The organism is Psychroserpens algicola, assembly GCF_014526325.1.
Taxonomy (GTDB): Bacteria; Bacteroidota; Bacteroidia; order Flavobacteriales; family Flavobacteriaceae; genus Psychroserpens; species Psychroserpens algicola.
In genome coordinates this window covers 231,028-257,935 of record NZ_JACNMJ010000004.1, presented here as the reverse complement: position 1 = coordinate 257,935, position 26,908 = coordinate 231,028, and the positions used below count along the sequence as shown (strand labels likewise).

Sequence of the window (26,908 nt, the reverse complement as noted above, 5' to 3'; positions counted from 1 at the left end):
GATTACGCCTATTCAAACTTAGTGTCAACTTGTGGTCAAGGTGGAACGATTGCTGTCATCTATACGATTACTGATGACTGCGGAAATGCAACTACTTTAGAAGCGACATTAACCCTTGAAGATACAACACCTCCAAATTTAGATAACTGTTCTGTAACTAATCAATCTATCGAATGTTCTGGTGATGATAACGAACAATTAGCTAACGATTGGAATGCGGCGAACATTGCTGCACTTGAAACTTGTGGTACTGATACTTGTGATACCGATTTTAACGGTCAGGTGACTTCTGATTATGCGTACACGAACTTGGTTTCAACTTGTGGTCAAGGTGGAACAATTGCTGTTATCTATACGATTACTGATGACTGTGGAAATGCGACTACTCTAGAAGCGACCTTAACACTTGAGGATACTGTAGTTCCTGATTTATCAGGATGTTCGGTTGAAAACACAACTTTAGAATGTTCTGACACTGATAATGAATCGCTTGCTGATGCATGGAATGCAGACAATATTGCTGCACTTGAAGCTTGTGCTGCTGATGCATGTGATACAGATTTTACTGGTCAGGTCACTTCTGACTATGACTTTAATAACTTAAATACTACATGTGGTCCTTGTGGAACATTAAATGTAACATATACCATTACAGATGACTGTGGAAACGCAACGACATTAATTGCAACATTAACCTTTGATGATGGGACGATTCCTGATTTATCTAACTGTACTGTTGAAGACATGTCAATTGAATGTTCTGGTGATGATAACGAGCAATTAGCTAACGATTGGAATGCTTCTAATATTTCAGCATTAGAAAACTGTGCGGATGATTTAGGAATTACTGTAACATCTGATTATGCATTCACAAATCTTACGTCTACTTGTGGTCAAGGTGGAACCATCACTGTAATTTATACCATTACAGATGATTGTGGTAACGCGACAACATTAACTGCAACTTTAACTCTTGAAGATACAACACCTCCAAATTTAGATAACTGCTCAGTAACTGATCAATCTATCGAATGCTCTGGTGATGATAACGAACAATTGGCTAACGATTGGAATGCAGCTAACATTGCTGCACTAGAAACTTGTGGTGCTGATACTTGTGATACTGATTTTAATGGTCAGGTCACTTCTAATTTTGCATATTCAAACTTAGTGTCAACTTGTGGTCAAGGTGGTACGATTGCTGTCATCTACACAATTACGGATGACTGCGGAAATGCGACTACTTTAGAAGCGACATTAACCCTTGAAGATACAACACCTCCAAATTTAGATAACTGTTCTGTAACTGATCAATCTATCGAATGTTCTGGTGATGATAACGAACAATTGGCTAACAACTGGAATGCTGCTAATATCGCTGCACTTGAAACTTGTGGTGCTGATACTTGTGATACCGATTTTAACGGCCAGGTGACTTCGGATTATGCATACACCAACCTGGTTTCAACTTGTGGACAAGGTGGTACGATTGCTGTCATCTATACAATTACTGATGACTGCGGAAATGCGACTACTTTAGAAGCGACGTTAACCCTTGAAGATACCACACCTCCAAATTTAGATAACTGTTCTGTAACTGATCAATCTATCGAATGTTCTGGTGATGATAACGAACAATTAGCTAACGATTGGAATGCGGCGAACATTGCTGCGCTTGAAACTTGTGGTGCTGATACTTGTGATACTGATTTTAACGGTCAGGTGACTTCGGATTATGCGTACACGAACTTGGTTTCAACTTGTGGTCAAGGTGGAACAATTGCTGTCATCTATACGATTACTGATGACTGCGGAAATGCGACTACTTTAGAAGCGACGTTAACCCTTGAGGATACTGTAGTTCCTGATTTATCGGGATGTTCGGTTGAAAACACAACTTTAGAATGTTCTGACACTGATAATGAATCGCTTGCTGATGCATGGAATGCAGACAATATTGCTGCACTTGAAGCTTGTGCTGCTGATGCATGTGATACAGATTTTACTGGTCAGGTCACTTCCGACTATGACTTTAATAACTTAAATACAACGTGTGGTTCTTGTGGAACATTAAGTGTAACATATACCATTACAGATGACTGCGGAAATACGACAACATTAACTGCTATATTAACATTTGGTGATGAAACTATTCCTGATCTATCAAACTGTTCTGTTGAAGATACAACAATGGAGTGTTTTGGTGAGGAGAATGAAACCTTAGCTAATGATTGGAATGAAAATAATATTGTTACACTTCAAAATTGTGCTGATGATATCGCTGTAACAGTGACGTCTAATTATGACTACACTAATTTTGTCTCTACTTGTGGATTAGCTGGTAGTCTGGATGTGATTTATACAATTACGGATGATTGTGGTAACGCTACAACCCTAGAAGCAACATTAACTATAGAAGATACAACACCTCCAACCTTTACAGTTCCTGCTGACATCACTATCGAATGTGACCAAGATGCAAATGACTTAACGCTAACAGGAGATGTAACAGATGAAATAGATTTATGCTCAGGTGACTTAGAAGCTACTTTTACTGATGCTGTTGCTGATGGTGCTTGTACTAATGAATCTGTTATTACCAGAACATGGACTTTAACTGATGATTGTGACAATACTACAACCTTGATACAAACGATTACTATTCAAGATACAACGGCTCCTACTTTTACAGTGCCTGAAAGTATCGCTATAGAATGTGATCAGGATCCTAGCGATTTAAGCTTAACTGGTGATGTGACTGATGAAGCGGATAATTGTTCTACTGACTTAGAAGCTACTTTTACTGACGCTGTTGCTGATGGTGCTTGTGCTAATGAATCTGTTATTACCAGAACATGGACTTTAACTGATGATTGTGACAATACTACAACTTTGGTACAAACCATTACTATTCAAGATACAACGGCGCCTACTTTTACAGTGCCTGAAAGTATCGCTTTAGAATGTGATCAGGATTCTAGCGATTTAACCTTAACTGGTGATGTGACTGATGAAGCGGATAATTGTTCTACAGACTTAGAAGCTACTTTTACTGACGCTATTGCTGATGGTGCTTGTGCTAATGAATCTGTTATTACCAGAACATGGACTTTAACTGATGATTGTGAGAATACTACAACCTTAGTACAAACCATTACTATTCAAGATACAACGGCTCCTACTTTTACAGTACCTGAAAGTATCGCTTTAGAATGTGATCAGGATGCTAGTGATTTAACCTTAACTGGTGATGTGACTGATGAAGCGGATAACTGTTCTACTGACTTAGAAGCTACTTTTACTGACGCTATTGCTGATGGTGCTTGTGCTAATGAATCTGTTATTACCAGAACATGGACATTAACTGATGATTGTGACAATACTACAACCTTGGTACAAACCATTACTATTCAAGATACAACGGCGCCTACTTTTACAGTGCCTGAAAGTATCGCTATAGAATGTGATCAGGATCCTAGTGATTTAACCTTAACTGGTGATGTGACTGATGAAGCGGATAATTGTTCTACAGGTTTAGAAGCTACTTTTACTGACGCTATTGCTGATGGTGCTTGTGCTAATGAATCTGTTATTACCAGAACCTGGACACTAACTGATGATTGTGACAATACTACAACCTTGGTACAAACCATTACTATTCAAGATACAACGGCGCCTACTTTTACAGTGCCTGAAAGTATCGCTATAGAATGTGATCAGGATCCTAGTGATTTAACCTTAACTGGTGATGTGACTGATGAAGCGGATAATTGTTCTACAGGTTTAGAAGCTACTTTTACTGACGCTATTGCTGATGGTGCTTGTGCTAATGAATCTGTTATTACCAGAACCTGGACACTAACTGATGATTGTGACAATACTACAACCTTGGTACAAACCATTACTATTCAAGATACAACGGCGCCTACTTTTACAGTGCCTGAAAGTATCGCTATAGAATGTGATCAGGATCCTAGTGATTTAACCTTAACTGGTGATGTGACTGATGAAGCGGATAATTGTTCTACAGGCTTAGAAGCTATATTTACGGATACTATTGCTGATGGTGCTTGTGCTAATGAATCTGTTATTACCAGAACATGGACTCTAACTGATGATTGTGACAATACTACAACTTTAGTACAAACCATTACTATTCAAGATACAACGGCGCCTACTTTTACAGTGCCTGAAAGTATCGCTTTAGAATGTGATCAGGATGCTAGTGATTTAAGCTTAACTGGTGATGTGACTGATGAAGCGGATAACTGTTCTACAGGCTTAGAAGCTACATTTACAGATACTATTGCTGATGGTGATTGTCCAAATGCATATGTTATTTCTAGAACCTGGACACTAACTGATGACTGCGACAATACCACGACTTTAGTGCAAACCATCACAATTGATGATACCACAACACCAACATTTACAGTGCCAGACGACATCACGATTGAATGTAATGAAGATGCAACAGATTTAACCTTGACTGGTGATGTGACTGATGAAGCTGATAACTGTTCTACAGACTTAGACGCTACTTTTGAAGATGAAATTTCTGAAGGTAGTTGTGCAAGCGAATCTATAATTACCAGAGTGTGGACTGTGACAGATGATTGTGGAAATGCAACTGCTTTAATTCAAACTATTACAATTGAAGACACTACTGCTCCAACATTTACTGTTCCAGAAAATATTACTATAGAATGTGATCAAGATGCTGGTGACTTAACACTTACTGGTGATGTGACTGATGAAGCAGATAACTGTTCTACAGACTTAGAAGCTACTTTTACGGATTCGATTGCTGAAGGTGATTGTCCGAATGAATCAACAATTTCTAGAACATGGACATTAACTGACGATTGTGAGAATACAACAACCTTAGTTCAAACCATAACTATTGTTGATACTACAGCGCCTTCTCTTGTTGGAGAGTTAGAAGAAGTTATCGATGTGGTGTGTAGTGAGATTCCTGAAGTCCCAGATTTAGTATTTGAAGATGCATGTTCAACTAATATAACTGTTGAATTCAATGAAACATCAACTTCTGATGGTACTGAAATGGATTACGTTATTATTAGAGATTGGTTTGTAAGCGATGACTGTGGTAATGAAGCTCTATATACTCAAACCATTAATGTCACTGTTGAAAGTGAAATCCCAACAACAGATACAACACTATGTATCGCTGAAGATTTTGATTTTGATTTATTTGACCTATTAATTGGTGATTATGATATAGATGGTGTATGGACTGTTACTTCAGGTAATGCAACTATAAACGGAAGTATTTTTAACCCTTCATCTTTATTAGATTTTAACGGTGAATATACCGATGATCAATTAGGAGATTATGAATTTACATACACCTATGAAGGCGAATGTCCAGGTATGGTAACAGTTACTATTACTTTAGATGATGCTTGTGTTGTATTCCCATGTGGTGAAGATGATGTCATAATTTCAAAAGCAGTAACAGCTAACTTTGATGGTATTAATGAATTTTTCACCATTACTGGAGTTGAAGATTGTGGGTTCATTTATGAATTACAAATTTTTAACCGTTGGGGAGCAAAAATATACGACAACCCTAACTACCAAAATGACTGGAATGGTACATCTTCAAATGCTTCTGTAGGAAACTCAGACTTTGTGCCAACAGGAACGTATTACTATGTCTTAAATCTAAAAAACAGTGGACTAAAACCTATTGCAGGACCAATCTATGTTTCAACAAAATAAAAAATCTTAACCTATATGAAATTAGTCAAGTTTAACATAATCGCATTTATACTATTCAGTAGCTGGATGGGTGTTGCACAGCAACTTCCGCAGTTTACACAGTATATGTACAATACTATTTCTATAAACCCGGCTTATGCAGGAAGTAGAGAAACTTTGAGTGTTGTAGGCTTGCACAGAAGTCAGTGGGTAGGTCTCGAAGGAGGTCCACAAACGCAAACACTATCTGTTCATGCTCCAATGAGAAATGAAAGGGTTGGTTTAGGCGTATCGTTCATAAATGATGAGCTTGGATATCAAAACTTTTCATATCTCTATGGCGATTTTTCTTATACAATTCCAACAGGTGAAAACAGTAAACTTGCTTTCGGAATCAAAGCTGGTTTTACTAGTTATAGTCTGGATGCCGATTTTCAGCAATCTCAGTCTAATGACCCTGTTATTTTCGGATTTGAAAACCGATGGAAACCAAATATAGGTACTGGTCTATATTGGCATAGTCAAAAATGGTATCTCGGACTTTCAGCTCCTCGTATATTAAATACAGACTATACAGGAGATGCTGAGTTTCAGGCTTTAGAGCGAATTAGTTATTATTTTACTGGTGGCTATGTGTTTGATTTGAGTGAAAATACGAAGTTAAAACCTGCAGCGCTTTTAAAAGCAACCAATGGTGCTCCATTATCTTTTGACCTTACCGCTAATTTTTTATTCTATGAAAAATTCTGGGTTGGTGCTGGGTATCGAATTGATGAACGTGCTTCGGCTTTTAGTGGTCTGGCAGATTTTCAGGTATCAAAACAGTTACGCATAGGTTATGCCTATGAATATCCTATTTCAGACTTAAGGCCTTACACTAGTGGTACACATGAAGTTTTACTGATGTTTGAAATATTTAAGAGCAAACGTATTAAATCACCAAGGTACTTCTAAAAACAAAATCAATGATGAAACGTCCTCTTCTACCAGAATTAAATAATGCGATGATAAATTATACAAGGATGTTCCATGTGACCATTGAAAATAATAAAAAGACACACATGAAATCAAAGTTTTTAATCTTATTATTTGTGCTTAGTAGCACAATTATGATAGCCCAAGAGAAACTTGCTGATAAATTTTTTAGCAACTTTGGGTATATAAAAGCCACTGAACTTTATGAAGAAGTTCTGAAAAAAGGCGATACAAGTTTACATGTTTTGACACGTTTAGGAGATTGTTATTATAACAACTCAAAATCTGAAAAAGCAGCCTATTGGTATGGAAAAGCTTTGGAAAAATATGGTGATGACGATATCAATCCAGAATATATCTATAAACACATTCAGTCGTTACGTAGTTTGGGACATTATGATGAAGCAGATACCTGGATGAAAACCTTCATGGAAATTCAAAATAATGATAGTAGAATCAAAGGTTATAATCCTGAAAACATTGCAAAGTATAATGAATTAGCAAGTACTGAGAAAAACAAAGTAGTAAAACTGCATAATTTGCCTTTCAATACTAAATATTCTGATTTTGGAGCATTTGTTCATGATGGTCAGTTGTATTTTGCTTCAGCCAGAAATACTGATGACAAAAAACTATATAGCTGGAATCAGGAGCCGTTTTTAGATATTTATCAAGTTAAAGTTGATAAAGATGTTGATACTGTAACTTATGGAACTCCTGATTTTATAACTGCTGAAAAAGTAAACACCGACTTTCATGAGGCTTCTATTGCAATTACAAACGATGGTAATACGATGTATTTTACCAGAGATAATGTGAGTAAGAGTAATAAAAAAGTTAAGTACGACAAAAAAGGAACTACACATCTCAAATTATATAAAGCCACTTTAGTTGGTGAACAATGGACTAACATTATTGAACTTCCGTTTAATGACGAAGTGTTTTCTACAGGTCATCCAACGTTGAGTCCAGATAATAAACAATTATACTTTGTGTCTGATCGCGAAGGCGGAATTGGTAATACCGATATCTATGTTGTAGACATTGAAGGTGGAAATCAATATTCTGAACCAAGAAACTTAGGAGAAACAATTAATACTGAAGGTCGTGAAATGTTTCCTTTTGTTGCTAAAGACAGCACATTCTATTTTTCTTCTGATGGTCATTTAAATTTAGGGTTTTTAGATATTTTCAAATCTAATCTTCTAAAAGATGATACTGCTGAGCCAGAAAATTTAGGTGCTCCTTACAATAGTGGTTATGATGATTTTGCCTATTTTAAAAACACATCTGAAGCTGAAAATGAACACACGGGTTACTTCTCTTCAAACCGACCAGATGGTCAAGGTGGTGATGATATTTATAGTTTTGACGCTTCTGTATGTATTCAAATGATTAAAGGTATTGCCCGAAATTTAAATACCAATGAAATTTTAACTGGAGTTACCGTAAAACTCATCAATGAAGTTGGCAAAGTCATTGCCGAAGTTGAAACAAACGATGAAGGCAGTTATGAATTTACTGCAGATTGTAATTCAACATATACAGTAATAGGTACTAAAGAAGATTATAAGGATGATCAAAAGAAAGTAACTACAGATAATGAACATGAAAAGCTTACCGAAGCCGATTTATATTTAGAGCCATTAATAAGCAACAGCCAAATCGTTATTAATCCTATATTTTTTGATTTTGATAAATCTAACATTAGAACCGATGCACAGTATGAGCTAGAAAACATTGTAGACGTTATGCGAGCACATCCTAATATGGTGATTAAAATTGAATCGCATACCGACAGTCGTGGTCGTGATAAATACAATGAAAAACTGTCAGATAGAAGAGCAAAATCTACTATGGAGTATATCATTTCCAGAGGTATCGCAAGAGAGCGTATTGAAAGCGCGATAGGATATGGAGAATATCAGTTACTTAACAAATGTTCTAATGGTGTGAAATGTACTGAAGAAGAGCATCAATTAAATAGACGTTCTTACTTCTATATTTTAAAAGAATAATACTATTACCCTCTAAACTAAACTTGAAAAAGCAGACTTGTCATGAGTCTGCTTTTTTTATGTTATAAATTATATAGTGAGATTCATGTTATAATTATTACTACTTGTAGCAAATTAAACAACCTACAAAACATGCCTTAATGAGGTCTACTATTTGCTTATTATCTTCCTCCTAAAGCTTTTTAAGCCACACGTGTACTCTATTGAGTAATCAACGACTAACTTAGGCTTAATGACAAGTTAAATATTACGTCTTATATATAGTCATCATAGACCGAAAAAAAGCCACAATTAGAAAATTCCAATTGTGGCTTAAAATAAAGATTTGCTATTAATCAATTTTTATATCATTATCGTTTTATGAAAATATTTGTGAAATACCATCGACCTTCATCGTTTTGTTCTGCGGAAATATCAAAATCGGTAAAATCACCTTCAATATTTGCTTTATGCCCTTCACTATTCAACCAAGCATTAACCACAGATTCTGCGGAACTGAATGCATAAGCCACATTCTCTGAAACTTTTGTAGCATTGGCATTATCTATCAGGCTGTTTTTACGCTGGAAAAAATTATCATGACCAACATTGTTCGATTCTACCATATAATCGGTATGTGTATAAGCAACAGCTTTTATCGTATTATGGTTGGTTAAAGGCTCTAGCCCTAAGTTAATTCTATGAGCATTAAGAAGTTCTAAAATTTCAATCTCAATTGTTTTTGCAGCTGGAGGGACTGGTAAAGACATGTTATCAATAGTCTCTTCAGGAAAGTCTTCTGTAGAACAAGAAAACGTTAACATTGCAACTAATACCAATAAAGGTAAGTACTTAGTAGGTTTCATAACGAGGGTTATTTAGGTTTGGGATTACTAAAATAGAGACCTCATTAAGTTAAAAATGTTAATAAAATGTTAAAATCGATAAACAACATGCATTTCATCGAAAATATATGTAAAACATCGATGAAATGCACATAATTAAATGTTAAAAATGCTTTTAAGCATGTGAAAAATGTATTTAGTCGATATGCTTACATGTCAGAAGATAAAAATTCTACTTGATAATTATTCTTTTTTTCGACGTTGGATTATATATTAAATACGTTACTCTTCGGGCAGATTCTGAAGTACAAACCTCTTCTGATGTTAGTTTAAGCTGAAGACTTATTGTGTCGTTTGAAGTTTCAATATTCCCTTCATAATTCCCACAAGCATTTAAAATTCGAAAGGTTGAAACATATAATATATCGTTGATATATTTGGTTTCAATGATGCCTTGTTGTTCCTTTTTTTCAATGACGTCAAATAAGTCCTCATCGGAGTCGGCTAGTGTCGTTACTTTAAATCCTAATAAATCTGGATGCTTAAGAATAGGAGTTTCCTTCTCTTTACAAGAGAATAAGATTATAAACATACATACAACTAAAAAACACTTCATATACTATTATGGTGATAAGCGATCTAGTTTCCAATTATATTCGTTATCTAATTGATAACGCAAGCGATCGTGCAGTCGGTTAGGTCGTCCTTGCCAAAATTCGATTTCGGAAGGTTTCACAATAAATCCGCCCCAAAACTCAGGTCTAGGAATATCTTTACCTTCAAATTCATTCTCAAGCTGTTGTAAACGTTCTTCTAAGATTGCTCTATTGGCAATAGTTTCACTTTGTTGAGATACTAAAGCTCCCAACTGGCTTCCTCTTGGTCGAGATTCAAAATAGCCATCACTTAAATTGTCAGCAATTTTTTCGGCCTTACCTTTTATAATAACCTGACGTTCTGCTGCTGCCCAAAAAAAGGACAAGCATACATTTGGGTTATTAAGAATTGCTTTACCCTTTTCACTATTATAATTTGTGTAAAAAATAAAGCCTTCATGGGTAAATTTCTTCAAGAGCACTACTCTACTCTTCGGAAACCCATCGAGCCCTAACGTACTTAATGTCATCGCATTAGTCTCTCCTACATCAAAATTTTCATCTACTTCATGAAACCATTTTTGAAATAATTCCAACGGATTATCACTAACATTATCTTCATGCAGTTCTTGTTTTTCGTAGGACTTTCTGTAATTGCCTAAGTCTGTATTCATTAGAATCGATTATCGCATTTAATAGGGCCTTTTTTTTTTAGCCTCAAATATTTCATATAAATTTAGGGAATAATCCCTACTAATGAAATTTGAAACCAGTAAATATTCTAAACTTTTAGAATATAAAAAAATAGAGTTTCCATATGGAACATTCTACACCACAAGGCATTTTGTTATTTCAGAATTAAACGAAGGTATTCATGTTGATTATAACCTCGTTAGTGATTTAATCAGTGCTTTTTCCGAAGAGATAAAAAAAGGCTTAAGAATTGGATATATAGCTAACCGAATCAACTCCTACTCTTTTGAACCACAGTTATGGCTCGATTTTAATAATGAATACGACTTTTTAGTGGCTAGTGCTGTTGTATCTTATAATGATTTTAGTTACCTAAACTCTTCTCTTGAAAAACATTTTTTTAAGAAAAGTTTGAAACGTTGCCATAGTTTAGATGAGGCTATCGAATGGATGATGACTCTAGATGAGTTCCAAAAAACAATAAAAAGAAATCGATAAATGAAATTATTAGAGTCCTAATTAATAGGCTTTAGTTTAGAAATTGACATATGATAAATTGATAGTTTATGTCTCTAAAACTTGAATTCATACATCTTTAAAATCGAATACTTTTCCGTCTTTTGCTAAGTTTACAGGTTTAAAAATCGTTTCTGCTTCGGTTTTAAATGCTGTTAAATCGTCATATCGGGTTGAATAATGTCCGAGAATAAGCTGCTTCACATTGGCTTTCATTGCAATTGTAGCCGCTTGTTTAGCTGTAGAATGTTTTGTAGGTAAAGCCAGACTTTCATGCTTCTCTATAAATGTTGACTCATGATATAAGATATCTACATCTTTGATAATCGGAATCATTGCTTCATTATAAGCAGTATCACTACAAAATGCATAACTTTTAGGTGGTTTTGGATCTAAAGTTACAGAAGCATTATCTATAATATTCCCTATGTTATCAGGAACATTAGCACCTTGCTTTAATTTTCGGTAATACGCCACATCAATGTCGGCATTTAAAACCGCATTCATGTCTAACTTTCGTTCTCCAAGTTTTTCTTTAAATAAAAAACCATTTGTATAAATACGATGGTCTAGAGGAATTGTATAAACTTCAACTTTGTCATCTTCAAAAATAAGCTCAGATGATGTAGAAGATAATTCATGAAAAATTAGCTGGTAGTTGGTCCAGGATTGAGACAACTTCATTTGAAGCGTAATCACTTCTTTTAAGCCTTTTGGTGCATAGATATGCAAATCGGCTTCACGAGTTAATAATCTAAACGTTGAAACTAATCCAGCCAGACCAAAGCAATGATCACCATGTAAATGCGAAATAAATATATGTTTAATTTTTCCGAATTTAACTTTATGTCTACGCAGTTCAACTTGAGTTCCTTCTCCACAATCAATTAAAAACGTATGGTTTTTAATCTCAAGAATTTGGGCTGTCGGATTGGTGTATAATTGAGGTGTAGCGCTATAGCAGCCTAGTATGGTTAATTTCATTTATATAATAAAGTTGTTTGTTGCAGAGTCGAAACAACTTATCGAAAAACGACTCAACACTTTTAATTTAAAAGCCTAAATCACGTTCCATGTCTTCCATCTCAATAATATCAAAGGCTTCCTTAGTTGTAGGTACGACGATAATTTCATCTGGCATTTCATCTAGGTTTGCACTATTTGACACAATGACGAACGAATGTTTGGCTTTACGATGCTTATTAGATAATTGTAAAAACTCAACAATATCTTGCAGTGTTACTACATCTAGTTTTGTGATATTTACAATTATATTATTGTTTTTAAAACGCTCATATAAAACGTCTATTTTCTTTACCAGCTCAATTATTGAAGCTTTTTCTTGGGTAATAATGGTTGTATTTCCGTCTTTATCAAAAATCATATGCTTAATGTTTTATTTTGGAAGCTAATAAATAAATGACAGCCATACGAATTGCAACACCATTTTGAACTTGATCTAAAATAATCGCTTGATCAGAATCTGCCACATCACTTGTAATCTCTACACCTCTATTTATTGGACCAGGATGCATAATCGTAATGTCCTTATCCAAAGAGTTTAGCAATGCTTTATTAACTCCATATTGTTGAGTGTATTCTCGAGTAGATGGAAAATAGCTAATATCCATACGTTCATTTTGAACACGCAACATATTAGCCACATCACACCAATTTAGTGCTTTACGCAAATCGGTTTCTACTGTTACACCTAAGTCTTTTATGTATTTTGGAAGCAATGTTTTTGGTCCGCAAACCATCACATTAGCCCCTTGTAATTGTAGTGCATATATATTTGAAAGTGCTACTCTACTATGTAAAATATCTCCCACAATGACTACATTTTTTCCTCCGACTTCACCTAAACGCTCTCGAATAGAATAGCTATCTAGTAAGGCTTGTGTTGGGTGTTCATGAGCTCCATCACCAGCATTAATGATACTCGCATCTACATGTTGTGATAAAAAGACACCAGCTCCAGGATTAGGATGACGCATCACAACCATATCTACTTTCATAGACAAAATGTTATTTACCGTATCAATTAAAGTTTCTCCTTTTTTTACTGAAGACTGAGAGGCTGAAAAATTAATAACATCAGCTGAGAGCCGTTTTTCAGCAAGTTCAAATGATAACTTCGTACGTGTAGAATTCTCAAAAAATAAGTTAGCAATGGTAATATCTCTAAGCGAAGGCACTTTTTTAATAGGTCTGTTGATGACTTCTTTGAAATGATCTGCCGTTTCAAAAATCAATTGAATATCTTTTTTATTCAGATATTTAATTCCCAATAAGTGATTGACACTTAATTCGCTCATTTTTTTAGTATTCAGTTTGCATCAAAAACTCAGATGCGTTTAAATTATTCACTTTTAATTATTTACGAGATATACAGAGTCTTCTCCTTCGTTTTCCACCCAATTAACTTTCACTTTTTCTTCATTGATAGCATCTACCTGCCGACCTCTATAATTGGGTTGGATAGGCAAATGTCTGCTAAATCGTCGGTCAATAAGCGTCAGTAATTCTATTTCATTAGGTCTGCCAAACGATTGTATGGCAGTTAATGCGGCTCTAATACTTCGTCCTGTATACAATACATCATCTATAAAGACAATATTTTTATTTTCAACTATAAAGTTAATGTCAGTACTATTAGCTTCAAGAATCTTTTCACCACGTCTAAAATCATCTCTAAAAAACGTAATATCCAGATGACCTAGTTTTATATTTTTAATTTTATAATCCTCTTTGAGCATTGAAGCCAAGCGATTAGCCAGGAACTTTCCTCTGGGTTGTAATCCTATTAAAACGGTATTCGAAAAATCGTTGTGATTTTCAATAAGTTGACAAGCCAAACGATGAAGAATGATGTTTACCTCTTTTGCATTAAGTAACACTTTTTGACTCATATAGTTTTCCAAACGTATTTGGTGAACAAAGTTAAGTTAAAAATTTAGGGTTTGCAATGCTTTTATAAGGCAATAAAAAAGCCTCTCATTTCTGAGAGGCTTTTGATATTTAAAAATTCAAGGAATTACTTCTTCCCGTCCATTTTATCTTTAAGCGCTTGTAAAGCATCATTAGCATCACCTAAAGTTGGTTTTGCTTCTGCTGCCTGAGCTTCTTGCTTCTTAACAGCTGCTTTTACATTTGCCATTTCTTCTTCTTTGAAGATCGCAGTATGAGAAGCTACAACTCTTTTGAATTCTTTATTGAACTCAATGATTTTGAATTCTGCAGATTCTCCTTTCTTCAATTTACTTCCATCTTCTTTCTCTAAGTGACGAGATGGTACAAAAGCAACGATATCTTCGTTGAAGTCGATTGTTGCACCTTTGTCAACAATTTCTCCAATTTCAGCAGTATGCGTTGTTCCTAAAGCAAATTCAGTTTCATACTTATCCCAAGGGTTGTCAGTTGTTTGTTTGTGACCTAAAGATAATTTACGTCCTTCAACATCTAATTCTAATACGACCACTTCTAAAGTATCACCTACGTTAGTAAACTCACTTGGATGCTTGATTTTCTTAGTCCAAGATAAATCAGAGATATAAATCAATCCGTCAATACCTTCTTCTAATTCAACAAAAACACCAAAGTTTGTAAAGTTACGTACGATACCTGAATGCTTAGAACCTACAGGATATTTAGATGTAATATCTGTCCATGGATCTGGTGTTAATTGCTTAATACCAAGAGACATTTTACGATCTTCTCTATCTAGAGTTAAGATTACTGCTTCGATTTCATCTCCAACAGATACGAAATCCTGAGCAGAACGTAAATGTGTTGACCAAGACATTTCACTTACGTGAACTAATCCTTCTACACCTTCTTCTACTTCTACGAAAGCACCGTAATCAGCAATAACTACAACTTTTCCTTTTACTTTATCGCCAACTTTTACAGTATCACCTAAAGCTTCCCAAGGATGCTTGCTCAATTGCTTAAGACCTAACTGGATTCTAGACTTGTCTTCATCGAAGTCTAAGATTACCACGTTTAATTTTTGGTCTAATTCTACGATTTCGTTTGGATGGTTAATTCTAGACCACGATAAATCTGTGATATGAACTAATCCGTCAACACCACCAAGATCGATAAACACACCGTAAGACGTAATATTCTTAACGATACCTTCTAATACCTGACCTTTTTCTAATTGACCAATGATTTCTTTTTTCTGTTCCTCAATATCGGCTTCGATAAGCGCTTTATGAGACACTACAATGTTTTTGAATTCGTGGTTGATTTTCACAACTTTAAATTCCATTGTTTTATTTACATACTGATCGTAATCTCTAATTGGTTTCACATCAATTTGAGAACCTGGTAAGAAAGCTTCAATACCAAATACGTCAACGATCATACCACCTTTAGTTCTGCATTTTACAAAACCGTTTACGATTTCGCCAGTGTCATGTGCATTGTTTACACGATCCCATGCTTTGATCACACGAGCTTTACGGTGAGATAATACTAATTGACCAGTTGCATCTTCACGAACATCAATTAATACTTCTACTTTATCACCAACTTTTAAATCTGGATTGTAACGGAACTCATTAAGAGAAATTACACCTTCAGATTTTGCGTTAATGTCAATAATAGCATCACGATCTGTAATATGAATTACTTCACCTTCTACAACTTCGTCATCTAATGTGTCAACGAAATTTTCAGATACTAATTTTTCAAATTCTTCTAATTGTTTGTCATCAACTGGATCAATTCCTTCTTCGTAATTGTGCCAATTAAAATCTTTTAAGAATTTTTCTGGATTTGCTTGAGCCTCAGAAGTTTTAGGAGCCTCAACTGTAGTAGCTTCAGTAGTTGCTACTTCAGCTTGTTTTGTTTCTTTTTCAGACATGTGCTGAATTAAAATTTGTATTCTGCATGTTTAGAAAGGATTAAGCGATAACACACAGAAGCGTTATTGATTATAGATGTTTTAGTCCTTTTATCTTTCTAAGTCTCGCTAAAAGGAGTGCAAAAATACACTTTATTTACTATATAAACAAAATAAATATAGAATTACCTAATCAGTTGAATTTCAGAAATTAAAAATGTTAAAAAATCATGGTTTACAGTTAATCATTTTGGCACATAAATTGGTATCTTTACAATAAGTATTAACACTAAATTAAAAACACATTATTATGGTCAAAGCAAAATATCAAAGCGTATTAGACTTAGGAGAAACTTTAAACATTGAAAACGGAGACGTTAAAGTTGAAGATGGAAAACTTAAAATCTGGGGAACTACAAAAACGCAATATGAAAAAGATTTACTTTGGGATGCGATTAAGGCTGTAGGTGGTGATAGCCCTTCAGATATCATGGCCGACATTAAAGTTGCTGACACGTCTGTTTATACAAGACATACGGTTAAAAGCGGAGAAACATTAGGTAAAATTGCTAAGCAATATTATGGAAATCCTGCTAAGTATCAGGCGATTTTTGAAGCGAACTCTGATATCTTGAAAAACCCGGATTTAATTCATCCAGATCAAGAATTAATTATTCCTAACTTATAAGACAGGAAATTATAGACATCAAAAAAGCGACTTAATGTCGCTTTTTTTTATGGGTTTCATTTATTTTATCTTCGGAAAGTTTTAATATAAACTCAAATTGCTCGTCTAAAGTCATATTAGAATTATCAACTTTAATGGCATCTTTAGCCATAGATAGCGGCGAATCTTCTCTGGTCGAATCGATATGGTCTCGTGATTGCACATTTTTTAATACGTCATCATAACAGACATCATCACCTCGCTCCTTTAATTCATCATAACGACGCTGTGCTCTTTTTTCTGCGGAAGCAGTCATGAATAATTTTAATTCTGCGTCTGGAAATACGACTGTTCCAATATCTCGCCCATCCATAACAACACCTTTATCTTTTCCAAAATTTTGCTGTTGTTTCACCAATTGTGCTCTTACTTCTGAAATGGTAGCCACCTGACTCACAAATTGTGATACTTCTAAAGTTCTAATAGCACTTTCTACGTTAATACCATTAAGATATACTTCGGCAAAGCCTAGGTCTTTATTAAACTTAAAGCTAATATCTATATCGTCTAGTTGAGAAATAAGACCTCTGGTATCAAAGCAATCGGTATCAATCAAACCATTCTGCATGGCATATAAAGTAACCGCTCGATACATCGCTCCAGAGTCGACATAAACATAACCCAATGCTTTCGCAAGGCGTTTAGCTACAGTACTTTTTCCTGTAGAAGAAAATCCATCGATAGCAATAGTAATTTTTGTCATTTTCTCAAATCTATTTGCAATCCAAAGAAGTTTGCATTAGAAGCTCCAGAATATCTTGCATGTGTATAACTAAATCTCATTTTATTAAGTCTGATACCTAAACCGACAGATAATCCTGAAAAATTTCGTTGTTCTAAAATACGTAATTCTTCAGCTCTTCTGAAATTGTATCCCATTCTGATGCTAAAGCCTCGCTCTGGAAATAATTCGGCAGCAATAATAGTATGACGTAACACTTCATTAAAAAAACTTACCTTTTCCTGGGTTTGGTTGCCATCTAGATCTGTTGTAGCTCGTGCTGGATTTGAAAACCCAATTGGCCAGGCTTGTAAATTTTCAAAAGTCAAATGCCAACGCAAGGGCATATTTTCTAGTGTTTGTGACAATCCTAAATTGACTTCAAAAGGTAGTTTTTCATTTAAACCTGCATAGGTTGTGATTTGAGTTCCTAGATTTCTGACGGTTAAAGCCGCTCTAAAATCTAATTTCTCATTGATGTACATCGCTCCGAAATCGGCAGCGACTCCAATAGAATTATATTGTTCAAGCTTAGATGTAATCAGTTTTAAATTAGCACCTAAATAAAAATCGGTAAACGGAATTTGGTAGGCATAACCTGCAGAAAGAGCAGCTTCATTACCTGTAAAAGTTCCAGTAGACACGCCATTTTGGTCATATCCATCAAAGCTTCCGTAGTTAATGTAAGTCATTCCCACATGTAACGTTTGTACATGTCTATCCCAAGTGTAGGCATATGCCGCAGAGCCATAACTAATACCTCCCAAATAACTAGAATAGTTAAGTGCCAGCTGATTATCCATTTCAGGGTTAATGGTTGCCGGATTAAACAAACCACCAGTTACGTCATAATCATAATTAGTGATTACTTTTCCTCCTAAAGCGGCTTGTCGAGGTGACGAAATGAGATTAAGAAATTGATACGTCGATTCACCGCCAACCTGGGCAAAAACAGAAGTTGTCATTAACAGACAAAATATCGCGGTAATTTTCTTTAGCATATAAGTGTGCAAAGTAACTAAATCTATCTTAAAACGAATGTATGTCTATTTTATTTTTTTAAAACGGTGTTTTCTATTTTAACTGAAGTTTTTGTCCTGGTAAAATTAAATTACTTTGAAGTCCGTTTAAAGCTTTTATAGCTTCTACAGTTGTGTTGTTGCGTTTAGCGATACTATATAAGGTGTCACCTTTAGAAACAGTCCAAACTGAACTATGCCGAGCATCTGCAGTTCCAAAGTTTGCTACGCGTAAATTTTGACCGACTTTAATAAGTGTTGTTTCTAAATGATTGGCATCTTTTAATTGTCCTAAGGTCGTGTTATATAATTTCGCTAGAGAATATAAGGTTTCCCCTTTTTGAACAATATGATAATTGGTAGCACTTTTTTCATATGTAGCACTATTTTGAGAATAATTAGAAGTTGTATCGTAAACCAGAGTCGTTGCTTTTTCGGCACTTTCTGTTTTATCTGGAGTTATTAATATAACATCATCTATAACCTCTGAATCATTTTTAGAATCTGTAGATGTTTCACTTTCAGAAACTAATTGTTTTTTATAATACTGACGTAATGTATCAGGTCTGTTGGTAGTAATGGCTTTAGTACTATCTACTTTTTTTCTGGTGCTGGTATTAGTAATTAAATTGGCTTGAATTACAGTTTTGGCTTTAGTAGTATCACTTTCTACTATTTTACCATTAATAGTTTTAAGTTCTACTAACTTAACCTCTCCAGTCTTAACATTTAGTTTTGCTGGTTTTCCATCTAATACAACATCTTTTTGTGTTTCAGTTTGAGCAACAGCCCCAAAACTTGAAGCTGTTACTACTAAAACTGTAGCTATCAATCTAAAGTTTTTTTGCATTTTTTACTTTTTGGTTCGTTAATGCGAGTTTTAAGACATCACTCATGTCTTTCACATAATGAAACGTAAGTCCTTTTAAATATTCTGGCTTAATTTCATCAATATCTCGTTTATTATCTTCACAAAGTAAAATCTCTTTAATTCTAGCACGTTTGGCAGCCAGAATCTTTTCTTTAATACCGCCTACTGGTAAAACTTTTCCTCTTAAAGTAATTTCTCCAGTCATTGCCAAACTATTTTTGACCTTACGTTGTGTAAACAAAGATACTAAAGAAGTTAACATAGTCACACCTGCACTAGGTCCATCTTTTGGCGTAGCTCCCTCAGGCACATGTATATGCACATTATAATTTTCAAATACTTCAGGATTGATACCAAATTCATCTGCGTTTGCTTTGATGTATTCCATGGCAATGGTAGCAGACTCTTTCATTACTTTTCCTAAGTTACCTGTAATGGTTAAATTGCCTTTTCCTTTTGATAGAATCGATTCTATAAATAAGATATCGCCTCCTACTCTAGTCCATGCTAATCCAGTAACGACACCTGCAACATTATTATTTTCATATTTATCACGCTCCAATTTAGGTGCTCCTAAAACCTCAATCACATCTTCATTTGTGACTTTCAGGTTGTAGGTTTCTTCCATAGCAATATTTTTTGCTGCATGACGTACCATTTTAGCAATTTGCTTTTCTAATCCACGAACACCAGACTCTCTGGTATACCCTTCCACAATTTTTTCAAGCTGTGGTTTAGCAATTTTAAGATGCTTATCGGTTAAACCGTGTTCTTTAAGTTGTTTTGGAAGAAGGTGACGCTTTCCTATTTCTACTTTTTCTTCGATTGTATAACCAGTAACATTAATGATTTCCATACGATCCATCAATGCAGGTTGAATACTATTTAAACTATTAGACGTAGCGATAAACATGACTTTAGATAAATCAAATCCCATTTCTAAGAAATTATCATGAAACTCGCTATTTTGTTCTGGATCTAAAACTTCTAATAAAGCTGAAGACGGGTCGCCTTGATGCGAATTGGATAGCTTATCAATTTCATCGAGTACAAATACGGGATTAGACGTCCCAGCTTTTTTGAGGTTCTGAATGATTCGTCCTGGCATGGCTCCGATATAGGTTTTACGATGTCCGCGAATTTCAGCTTCATCACGCAAACCACCCAAAGACATACGCACATACTCTCTTCCCAGCGCTTCGGCAATCGATTTTCCAAGAGACGTTTTACCAACTCCTGGAGGTCCGTAAAGACAAAGGATTGGCGATTTCATATCATTACGCAGTTTCAAAACGGCTAAATATTCAATGATACGCTTTTTTACATCATCTAATCCGTAATGATCACGATCTAAGATTTTCATCGCGCGTTTTAAATCGAATTTATCAGTACTAAATTCATTCCATGGTAAATCAAGAAATAAATCCAAATAGTTACGTTGAATAGAATACTCTGCCACCTGAGGATTCATGCGTTGCATTTTAGATAATTCTTTATCAAAGTGTTCTGCAACTTTATCATTCCATTTTTTTGACTTAGCTCTCTGGCGCATGTCTTCTATTTCTTCACCAGACGATACACCACCTCCAAGTTCTTCCTGAATAGTTTTCATTTGCTGATGTAAGAAATACTCGCGCTGTTGCTGATTCATATCACTTTGAACCTTAGATTGAATATCATTTTTTAACTCCAATTTCTGAAGTTCAATATTCATAAACTTTAAGGTGGCTAGAGCACGCTGCTTTAAATCGTTTATTTCTAACAACTCTTGTTTTTCCTTTACGGAAAGGTTCATATTTGAGGATACAAAGTTGACCAGAAAAGAACTGCTTTCTATATTTTTAATTGCAAAAGAAGCCTCAGTAGGAATGTTTGGGCTGTCTTTTATAATTTGCAACGACAGTTCTTTAATCGATTCGATAATTGCTGAAAATTCTTCATTATCGATTGCTGGTTTAGCTTCAGGAACATCTTTAACAGTTGCCGTTAGATACGGATCTTCTGAAACCACATCCTGAATTTCAAAGCGCTTTTTCCCTTGAATAATTATCGTTGTATTGCCATCTGGCATTTTGAGCACTTTTAAAATACGTGCAACTGTACCTTTCTTGAAGATATCTTTAGCTGTAGGATCTTCTACAACTTCATCTTTTTGAGAAACAACACCAATAACTTTACTTCCATTATTAGCATCTTTGATAAGTTTTATCGATTTATCTCTTCCTGCAGTAATAGGAATTACGACACCAGGAAACAAGACTGTATTACGCAATGGTAAAATTGGTAAAGATTCGGGTAAAACTTCATTATTTATTTCAGCTTCATCTTCAGGAGTCATTAAAGGAATTAATTCTGAATTTTCATCAAAATCCTGAAATGACAAACTGTCAAGCTTTAAAAAATTAGACTTCGCCATATTATTTTTTTAGTCATTCTGTCATTAAAACGACAAAACTATAGATTTATATTTATTTTAAAAATCACATTTAACATTGATTATCAATAACTTATCAAGTAAAAGTAATTATATACCTTTATATAATTTCAATAGTTATGCCATTACCTTTTAGAATATTAAAAACTTTTTTTACTAAAAGTGTAACAAAACAAAACACACTTCATCTCTATAATAAAGCATTTGTTTTTTGACACTAACCAATCAAAATATAGAGCAGTTATTACAGCTATGTAAATTAGGCAACCAGCATGCGCAAATGGAAGTCTATAATCGATATTACAAAGCGATGTATAACACAGCACACAGAATTGTAAAAGACAATTTTGAAGCTGAAGACATTATGCAAGATTCTTTTTTAACCGCTTTCACAAAGTTGGATAGTCTTAAAGAGATTAAAACATTTGGGTCATGGTTAAAACGAATAGTCATAAACAACAGCATTCATCACTATAAGAAAAGTAATAAATATCAAGAAATCGCTTTAGATGATGTGATGTATAAAGTTGAAGATAGCTCAGGCATAACCGATGATTATGAATTTAAAAATCTAAAAGCAAAACAAGTTCTGGAGACCATGAGATTGCTTAGAGATAATTATAGAATGAGTTTAACACTCCACTTAATTGAAGGTTATGATTATGACGAGATTTGTGAAATAATGAGTATTTCATCTGCAAATTGCAGAACCATGATTTCTCGTGCTAAAGAAAGCTTAAGACAAAAATTAGAACCTTTAGCACAATATTGAAGCGAAAAGTCTTAAAGACATTAAAAAACGTATTATGAATAAAAATACTATAGATGAATTGTTTAAAAACCTAGAAGGCACTTTCGATACCGAAATGCCAAATTTAGGACATGACAATCGGTTTTTAGCTAAGCTACAACAGCAGGATACTATTGTAGAAAGTCCGCCAAAAAAGACCAGTTACTGGAAACCTTTTTTAGCTGTTGCAGCATCAATTGTAATTTGTTTAAGTGTATTTACAGTATTCGAACAGCAAGAGCCCGAATTAATGGATTTGGCGAGTATATCTCCAGAATTGTCTCAAACCCAATCCTTTTTTACAATGGCTATCGAGCAAGAACTCGTAGCTCTTGAAGCACAACGTTCTCCAGAAACTGAAGACATGATTCAAAAAGCAATGAATGCTCTCAAAGTACTTGAAGATGATTACCAGGCTTTAAAAATAGATTTGACCGAAAGTGGTAATGACAAACGTGTTATTTACGCAATGATCTCAAACTTTCAAAACCGAATAGACGTCTTAAAAAACGTTATAGAACATATTGAAGAAGTTAAAAATTTTAAAAACAACCAAAATGAAAACACAACTACTATATAAACTATTATTTGTTTTTATCTTGATTCCATCTATGGCACTGGCTACAGGTCATAAAATGAAAGGTAAACACACCAAAGAAAAAACCATTACAAAGGAATATCAGGTAAATGCTAACGCAACACTTAAAGTGGATAACAGCTATGGCAACATCAATATTACAACCTACGAAGGATCTTCCATTTCATTTGAAGTTTACATCAAAACCAATGGTGATGATTTAGAAAAAGTGCAGGAAAAATTAGACGATATCACTGTTGAGTTTAATGCTTCAAATATGATGGTATCAGCTAAAACCATATTTAGTAAAAACAAATCAAAATCCTGGTGGAATTGGGGAAAAAACAATAATGTCAATATGGAAATCAATTACATTATTAAAATGCCAATCACCAATAATGTCGATTTAAATAATGACTACGGAAGTATTGATTTAGACAAGCTTGAAGGTCGCGCAGAAATTAATTGTGACTACGGAAAAATAACAACAAAAGAACTTATGGCTGATCATAATGCCATCTCATTTGACTACACAAATAACTGTTATTTTGAATACATTAAAAGCGGAAGTATCAATGCCGATTACAGTGGCTATACTGTAGGGAAAGCTAAGAGTTTAGATATTAATGCCGATTACACAAAAACCGAAATCGAAGTTGCTGAAGATATCAATTACAATTGTGATTATGGATCTATGAAAATCAACAATGCCAACAATGTTGTAGGTAATGGCGATTACCTGACACTTCGACTAGGCACGATTTATAATAACGTAAATCTTAAAGCAGATTATGGTTCGATTAAAATTGAAAAAATGGCTGCTACAGCTGGTGATATTCAAATAGAATCAGATTACAACGGGATTACTATTGGTTACGATTCTGGGTACAAATTTAATTTTGATATCGACTTAGAATATGCCTCTTTACGTGGTGCCGATGATTTTGAATTTACCAAAAGACGTATTGAATCTACAGATAAATATTATCAAGGTTACCACGGAAGTTCTACCAGCGGAAATATGATTAGAATAAAATCTGAATATGGAAGCGTCACATTTAAAAACAATTAAAAACACAATTATAAATATAAATATCATGAAAAAATCATCAATATTAGCATTAGTTGCCCTACTGAGTTTCTCATTATCTCAAGCGCAATGGAACAAAGTAAAAGGTAATGGGAAAGTCACTACAGAACATAGAACAACTTCAGATTACCATACGGTATTATGTGCAGGTAGTTTTGACTACGTACTTGTATCAGGAACCGAAGGAAAAATTACTGTTGAAGGTGAATCTAATCTTTTGCAATATATCATCACAGAGGTTAAAGACGGAAAACTGGTTATCAAAACTGAAAAAGGTAAAAGTATTAGTCCGAGTAGAAATGAAACGATTAAAATTACCATCCCGTTTCAGGATTTAGATAAAGTATCGTTATCAGGCTCTGGAGACTTATGGAGTGAAGATACCATTTCGGCCAACGACTTAGAAGTATCCTTATCAGGTTCTGGAGATGTGATATTAGATGTAAAAACTAAAAGTGTCTCAGGAAAAGTTACTGGTTCTGGTGATGTGACATTAAAAGGTTCTACCACTAACCTAACAGCACGAGTAACAGGTTCTGGTGATTTTCATGGATTTGATCTAAATTCTGTGCACACAAATGTAGCTATAACAGGTTCTGGCGATGCAAAAGTAGTTTGTAACGGAGAATTTACAGCTAGAGTAACTGGCTCAGGAGACATTGAGTACCGAGGAAAACCTACATCACACGATGCCAAAGTATCAGGTTCTGGCAGCATCGAAAACTAAATGCCTATCATTAAATAAAAAAGCCACAAACATAACATTGTTTGTGGCTTTTTTTATATCATTTAATATCTTACTGTTTAGTATAAATAAACGTTAGATCTTCTGTAACGGTTATTGATGCATCTTCGCTTATCGCGAAAAAGGCACTTGGAACCACAATAGATAATTGGTTTCCGTTTAAAGTCCATTCTGATGTCCCGTCAACATCTGTAATACTAATTATATTTCCAGATTGTTCCCAAGTTGCACTTGTATTTTCAATTTCATCAATGCAGTTTACTGTATAGTCGTAAGAGTTTGTTGTTCCAACCTCAATATACACATCAAATTCTGCATAAGATGTACTCATGGCCACAGCAGTACCATCATTACTAAAAACAATGGTTTCATTAGTGTAGCAATCCATCTCATCTAAAAAGTTGTCACTTTCGACACCGTCATTATTTAGGTCAATAGGATTTTCACCTAACCAAGAGGTTAACAACCAGGTTCCTTCGACATCTGTAGATTGCTGATTTTCATCTAAACAATCTCCTAAAGCATCAATGGCCAATTGAACACTTCCATCATCATCACCACAAGCCAATATTTGAGATTGTAAAGCATTTCGATATGCAATACACAATTGTGTGTATGTATCTGCATTTGAAGCAGAAAAATTGACAGCAGCTTGAACAGTATTTTCTATGGCTGTAGCACAAGATGGTATTTCACCACCTCCTGTTAAATCACCATCTATAGGCTCATCTTCACAGGAAATAAACATAAACAGTGTTGTACACAACAATAGCAACAGATTCTTTTTCATAATAATTTGGATAAAGTGTTTGCACAAACATACTAATTTATTTTATAGGTATAATCAAAAAACATGTTCTCTAAAACAAAAAAACCACTATTTAAATAGTGGTTCTTAAACTTGTATAAAACATATTAATCGAAATACTCATCATCTAATGAGTAGTCAAAAGTACCATTCATACATTGAAAAGGTCCTATTTCAACTCCATCACCAGATCGCATAAATGAGAACTCAAAAGTTCCTCTAATCACACGGTCTTCTAAATTAAACTCTGTAATAGTGATTGTACCTTCTTCTTCAAATGCTTGAGGATATTCATCATTATTAAAATAAACTATACCATAATGAGGCGTTGGTGTTTCTCCAGTTTCAAAAGCATCCACAACACTATCAGCTAGAGTATATGTACCAACACTCCAGCTACTTTGAGGAATCCAGATTGTAATTTCTTTTGTAAATTCTGTTGGTGAGATATTCTGGTAGGTGCTATTTCCTTGGATTCTAATATAGTCTTCATCACTAAAGTAAGAGTAAGTTACCATACCTATGGCATTATTGAATAAATTAAATCCGTTTGGTCGCATTAGATTAAATTGTTCTCCTGCAATATTAGCAGTCATCAATGCTTCAATATTTCCTGGGTTGTTTGTAAGTGTACAATCACCTAAACCATCGATTAGTGCTTGAATCTGACCATTTTCATCGCCACACGCACTTTGTAAATTCTCTAATGCAGACTTATAATCATTACATTTTTCGGTGTAATTTAGTTCATTAGCAGTATTAAAATCTGCTAAAGCTTCAGTCACTTGCTCAGTAGCAGCATCACAGTTAGCTGGATCATCTCCGTTAGAAGAATCACTATCACAGTTTAATACGAAACACAAAGCAATAAGGCTGAAAATAAAATTTAATTTTTTCATAATTTAAAATAATAGGTTGAAGCTTCAAA

General features: G+C 34.5%; 23 protein-coding genes. 9 read left to right on the top strand and 14 right to left on the bottom strand.

From position 1 onward, the window contains the following. Nucleotides 1-21: 21 nt before the first annotated feature. The 3 genes from H7350_RS10875 (at nt 22) to H7350_RS10865 (ending at nt 8,717) form a co-directional block, all read left to right on the top strand. Nucleotides 22-5,745: a T9SS type B sorting domain-containing protein gene (locus H7350_RS10875; protein WP_204345936.1), complete on the top strand. Its 5,724-nt coding sequence runs from the start codon at nt 22-24 to the stop codon at nt 5,743-5,745. A gap of 15 nt (nt 5,746-5,760) precedes the next feature. After that, nucleotides 5,761-6,678, top strand: a complete 918-nt coding sequence (locus H7350_RS10870) for a PorP/SprF family type IX secretion system membrane protein (protein ID WP_204345935.1) — start codon at nt 5,761-5,763, stop codon at nt 6,676-6,678. 107 nt (nt 6,679-6,785) lie between these two features. Next, nucleotides 6,786-8,717 (top strand): OmpA family protein, encoded by a 1,932-nt coding sequence (locus tag H7350_RS10865; protein WP_204345952.1) that lies wholly within the window; start codon nt 6,786-6,788, stop codon nt 8,715-8,717. Nucleotides 8,718-9,067: 350 nt separating this feature from the next. On the opposite strand, the gene H7350_RS10860 is transcribed toward H7350_RS10865, so the two are convergent. The 3 genes from H7350_RS10860 to pdxH form a co-directional block, all read right to left on the bottom strand. Continuing rightward, nucleotides 9,068-9,562: a CAP domain-containing protein gene (locus H7350_RS10860; RefSeq protein WP_204345934.1), complete on the bottom strand. Its 495-nt coding sequence runs from the start codon at nt 9,560-9,562 to the stop codon at nt 9,068-9,070. A 211-nt stretch (nt 9,563-9,773) separates the two neighbouring features. Continuing rightward, on the bottom strand, nt 9,774-10,133 hold the full coding sequence (locus H7350_RS10855; RefSeq protein ID WP_204345933.1) for a hypothetical protein: 360 nt from the start codon (nt 10,131-10,133) through the stop codon (nt 9,774-9,776). A gap of 30 nt (nt 10,134-10,163) precedes the next feature. Further along, nucleotides 10,164-10,811, bottom strand: a complete 648-nt coding sequence (gene pdxH / locus H7350_RS10850) for a pyridoxamine 5'-phosphate oxidase (protein ID WP_204345932.1) — start codon at nt 10,809-10,811, stop codon at nt 10,164-10,166. A gap of 82 nt (nt 10,812-10,893) precedes the next feature. Between pdxH and H7350_RS10845 the strand changes: the two genes are divergently transcribed. Continuing rightward, nucleotides 10,894-11,328: a hypothetical protein gene (locus H7350_RS10845; protein WP_204345931.1), complete on the top strand. Its 435-nt coding sequence runs from the start codon at nt 10,894-10,896 to the stop codon at nt 11,326-11,328. An 87-nt stretch (nt 11,329-11,415) separates the two neighbouring features. On the opposite strand, the gene H7350_RS10840 is transcribed toward H7350_RS10845, so the two are convergent. The 5 genes from H7350_RS10840 to rpsA all read right to left on the bottom strand — a co-directional run bounded on the left by H7350_RS10840 (nt 11,416) and on the right by rpsA (nt 16,219). Further along, nucleotides 11,416-12,330, bottom strand: coding sequence for a ribonuclease Z (locus H7350_RS10840; protein WP_204345930.1), 915 nt, complete (start codon nt 12,328-12,330; stop codon nt 11,416-11,418). A gap of 67 nt (nt 12,331-12,397) precedes the next feature. Next, nucleotides 12,398-12,730 carry a ribonuclease Z gene (locus H7350_RS10835; protein ID WP_204345929.1) on the bottom strand — a complete coding sequence of 111 codons (333 nt, stop codon included), beginning with the start codon at nt 12,728-12,730 and terminating at the stop codon, nt 12,398-12,400. Between the two features lie 4 nt (nt 12,731-12,734). Further along, complete coding sequence (locus tag H7350_RS10830; RefSeq protein ID WP_204345928.1) at nt 12,735-13,664, bottom strand: aspartate carbamoyltransferase catalytic subunit; 930 nt, start codon at nt 13,662-13,664, stop codon at nt 12,735-12,737. Nucleotides 13,665-13,718: 54 nt separating this feature from the next. Beyond that, nucleotides 13,719-14,258 carry a bifunctional pyr operon transcriptional regulator/uracil phosphoribosyltransferase PyrR gene (gene pyrR / locus H7350_RS10825; RefSeq protein WP_204345927.1) on the bottom strand — a complete coding sequence of 180 codons (540 nt, stop codon included), beginning with the start codon at nt 14,256-14,258 and terminating at the stop codon, nt 13,719-13,721. 125 nt (nt 14,259-14,383) lie between these two features. Continuing rightward, complete coding sequence (gene rpsA / locus H7350_RS10820; protein WP_204345926.1) at nt 14,384-16,219, bottom strand: 30S ribosomal protein S1; 1,836 nt, start codon at nt 16,217-16,219, stop codon at nt 14,384-14,386. A 289-nt stretch (nt 16,220-16,508) separates the two neighbouring features. Here rpsA and H7350_RS10815 point away from each other — a divergent pair, with 289 nt between their 5' ends. Further along, entirely contained in the window at nt 16,509-16,886 is a 378-nt protein-coding gene (locus H7350_RS10815; protein WP_204345925.1) for a LysM peptidoglycan-binding domain-containing protein, read from the top strand. A gap of 31 nt (nt 16,887-16,917) precedes the next feature. Here H7350_RS10815 and cmk read toward each other — a convergent pair whose 3' ends face one another. The 4 genes from cmk to lon form a co-directional block, all read right to left on the bottom strand. After that, a complete protein-coding gene (gene cmk, locus H7350_RS10810) occupies nt 16,918-17,628 on the bottom strand; it encodes a (d)CMP kinase (protein WP_204345924.1) in 711 nt (236 codons plus the stop codon). Further along, nucleotides 17,625-18,647, bottom strand: coding sequence for a type IX secretion system protein PorQ (gene porQ / locus H7350_RS10805; protein WP_204345923.1), 1,023 nt, complete (start codon nt 18,645-18,647; stop codon nt 17,625-17,627). The genes cmk and porQ overlap by 4 nt, the downstream gene beginning before the upstream one ends. Nucleotides 18,648-18,720: 73 nt before the next feature. Further along, nucleotides 18,721-19,515 carry a LysM peptidoglycan-binding domain-containing protein gene (locus tag H7350_RS10800; RefSeq protein ID WP_204345922.1) on the bottom strand — a complete coding sequence of 265 codons (795 nt, stop codon included), beginning with the start codon at nt 19,513-19,515 and terminating at the stop codon, nt 18,721-18,723. Continuing rightward, a complete protein-coding gene (gene lon, locus H7350_RS10795; RefSeq protein ID WP_204345921.1) occupies nt 19,499-21,952 on the bottom strand; it encodes an endopeptidase La in 2,454 nt (817 codons plus the stop codon). The genes H7350_RS10800 and lon overlap by 17 nt, the downstream gene beginning before the upstream one ends. Before the next feature lie 229 nt (nt 21,953-22,181). Here lon and H7350_RS10790 point away from each other — a divergent pair, with 229 nt between their 5' ends. The 4 genes from H7350_RS10790 to H7350_RS10775 are packed head-to-tail and all read left to right on the top strand — an operon-like array spanning nt 22,182 to nt 25,154. Then, complete coding sequence (locus H7350_RS10790) at nt 22,182-22,742, top strand: RNA polymerase sigma factor (RefSeq protein ID WP_204345920.1); 561 nt, start codon at nt 22,182-22,184, stop codon at nt 22,740-22,742. A gap of 34 nt (nt 22,743-22,776) precedes the next feature. Beyond that, the gene (locus tag H7350_RS10785) at nt 22,777-23,340 is read left to right on the top strand and encodes a hypothetical protein (RefSeq protein WP_204345919.1); all 564 of its coding nucleotides are present in this window, start codon (nt 22,777-22,779) and stop codon (nt 23,338-23,340) included. Continuing rightward, a complete protein-coding gene (locus H7350_RS10780) occupies nt 23,318-24,409 on the top strand; it encodes a DUF4097 family beta strand repeat-containing protein (protein WP_204345918.1) in 1,092 nt (363 codons plus the stop codon). Before H7350_RS10785 ends, H7350_RS10780 begins: the two co-directional genes overlap by 23 nt. 25 nt (nt 24,410-24,434) lie before the next feature. After that, complete coding sequence (locus H7350_RS10775; RefSeq protein ID WP_204345917.1) at nt 24,435-25,154, top strand: head GIN domain-containing protein; 720 nt, start codon at nt 24,435-24,437, stop codon at nt 25,152-25,154. 70 nt (nt 25,155-25,224) lie between these two features. Here H7350_RS10775 and H7350_RS10770 read toward each other — a convergent pair whose 3' ends face one another. Further along, on the bottom strand, nt 25,225-25,962 hold the full coding sequence (locus H7350_RS10770) for a hypothetical protein (RefSeq protein ID WP_204345916.1): 738 nt from the start codon (nt 25,960-25,962) through the stop codon (nt 25,225-25,227). A gap of 125 nt (nt 25,963-26,087) precedes the next feature. After that, nucleotides 26,088-26,879, bottom strand: a complete 792-nt coding sequence (locus tag H7350_RS10765) for a hypothetical protein (RefSeq protein WP_204345915.1) — start codon at nt 26,877-26,879, stop codon at nt 26,088-26,090. Nucleotides 26,880-26,908 lie beyond the last annotated feature (29 nt).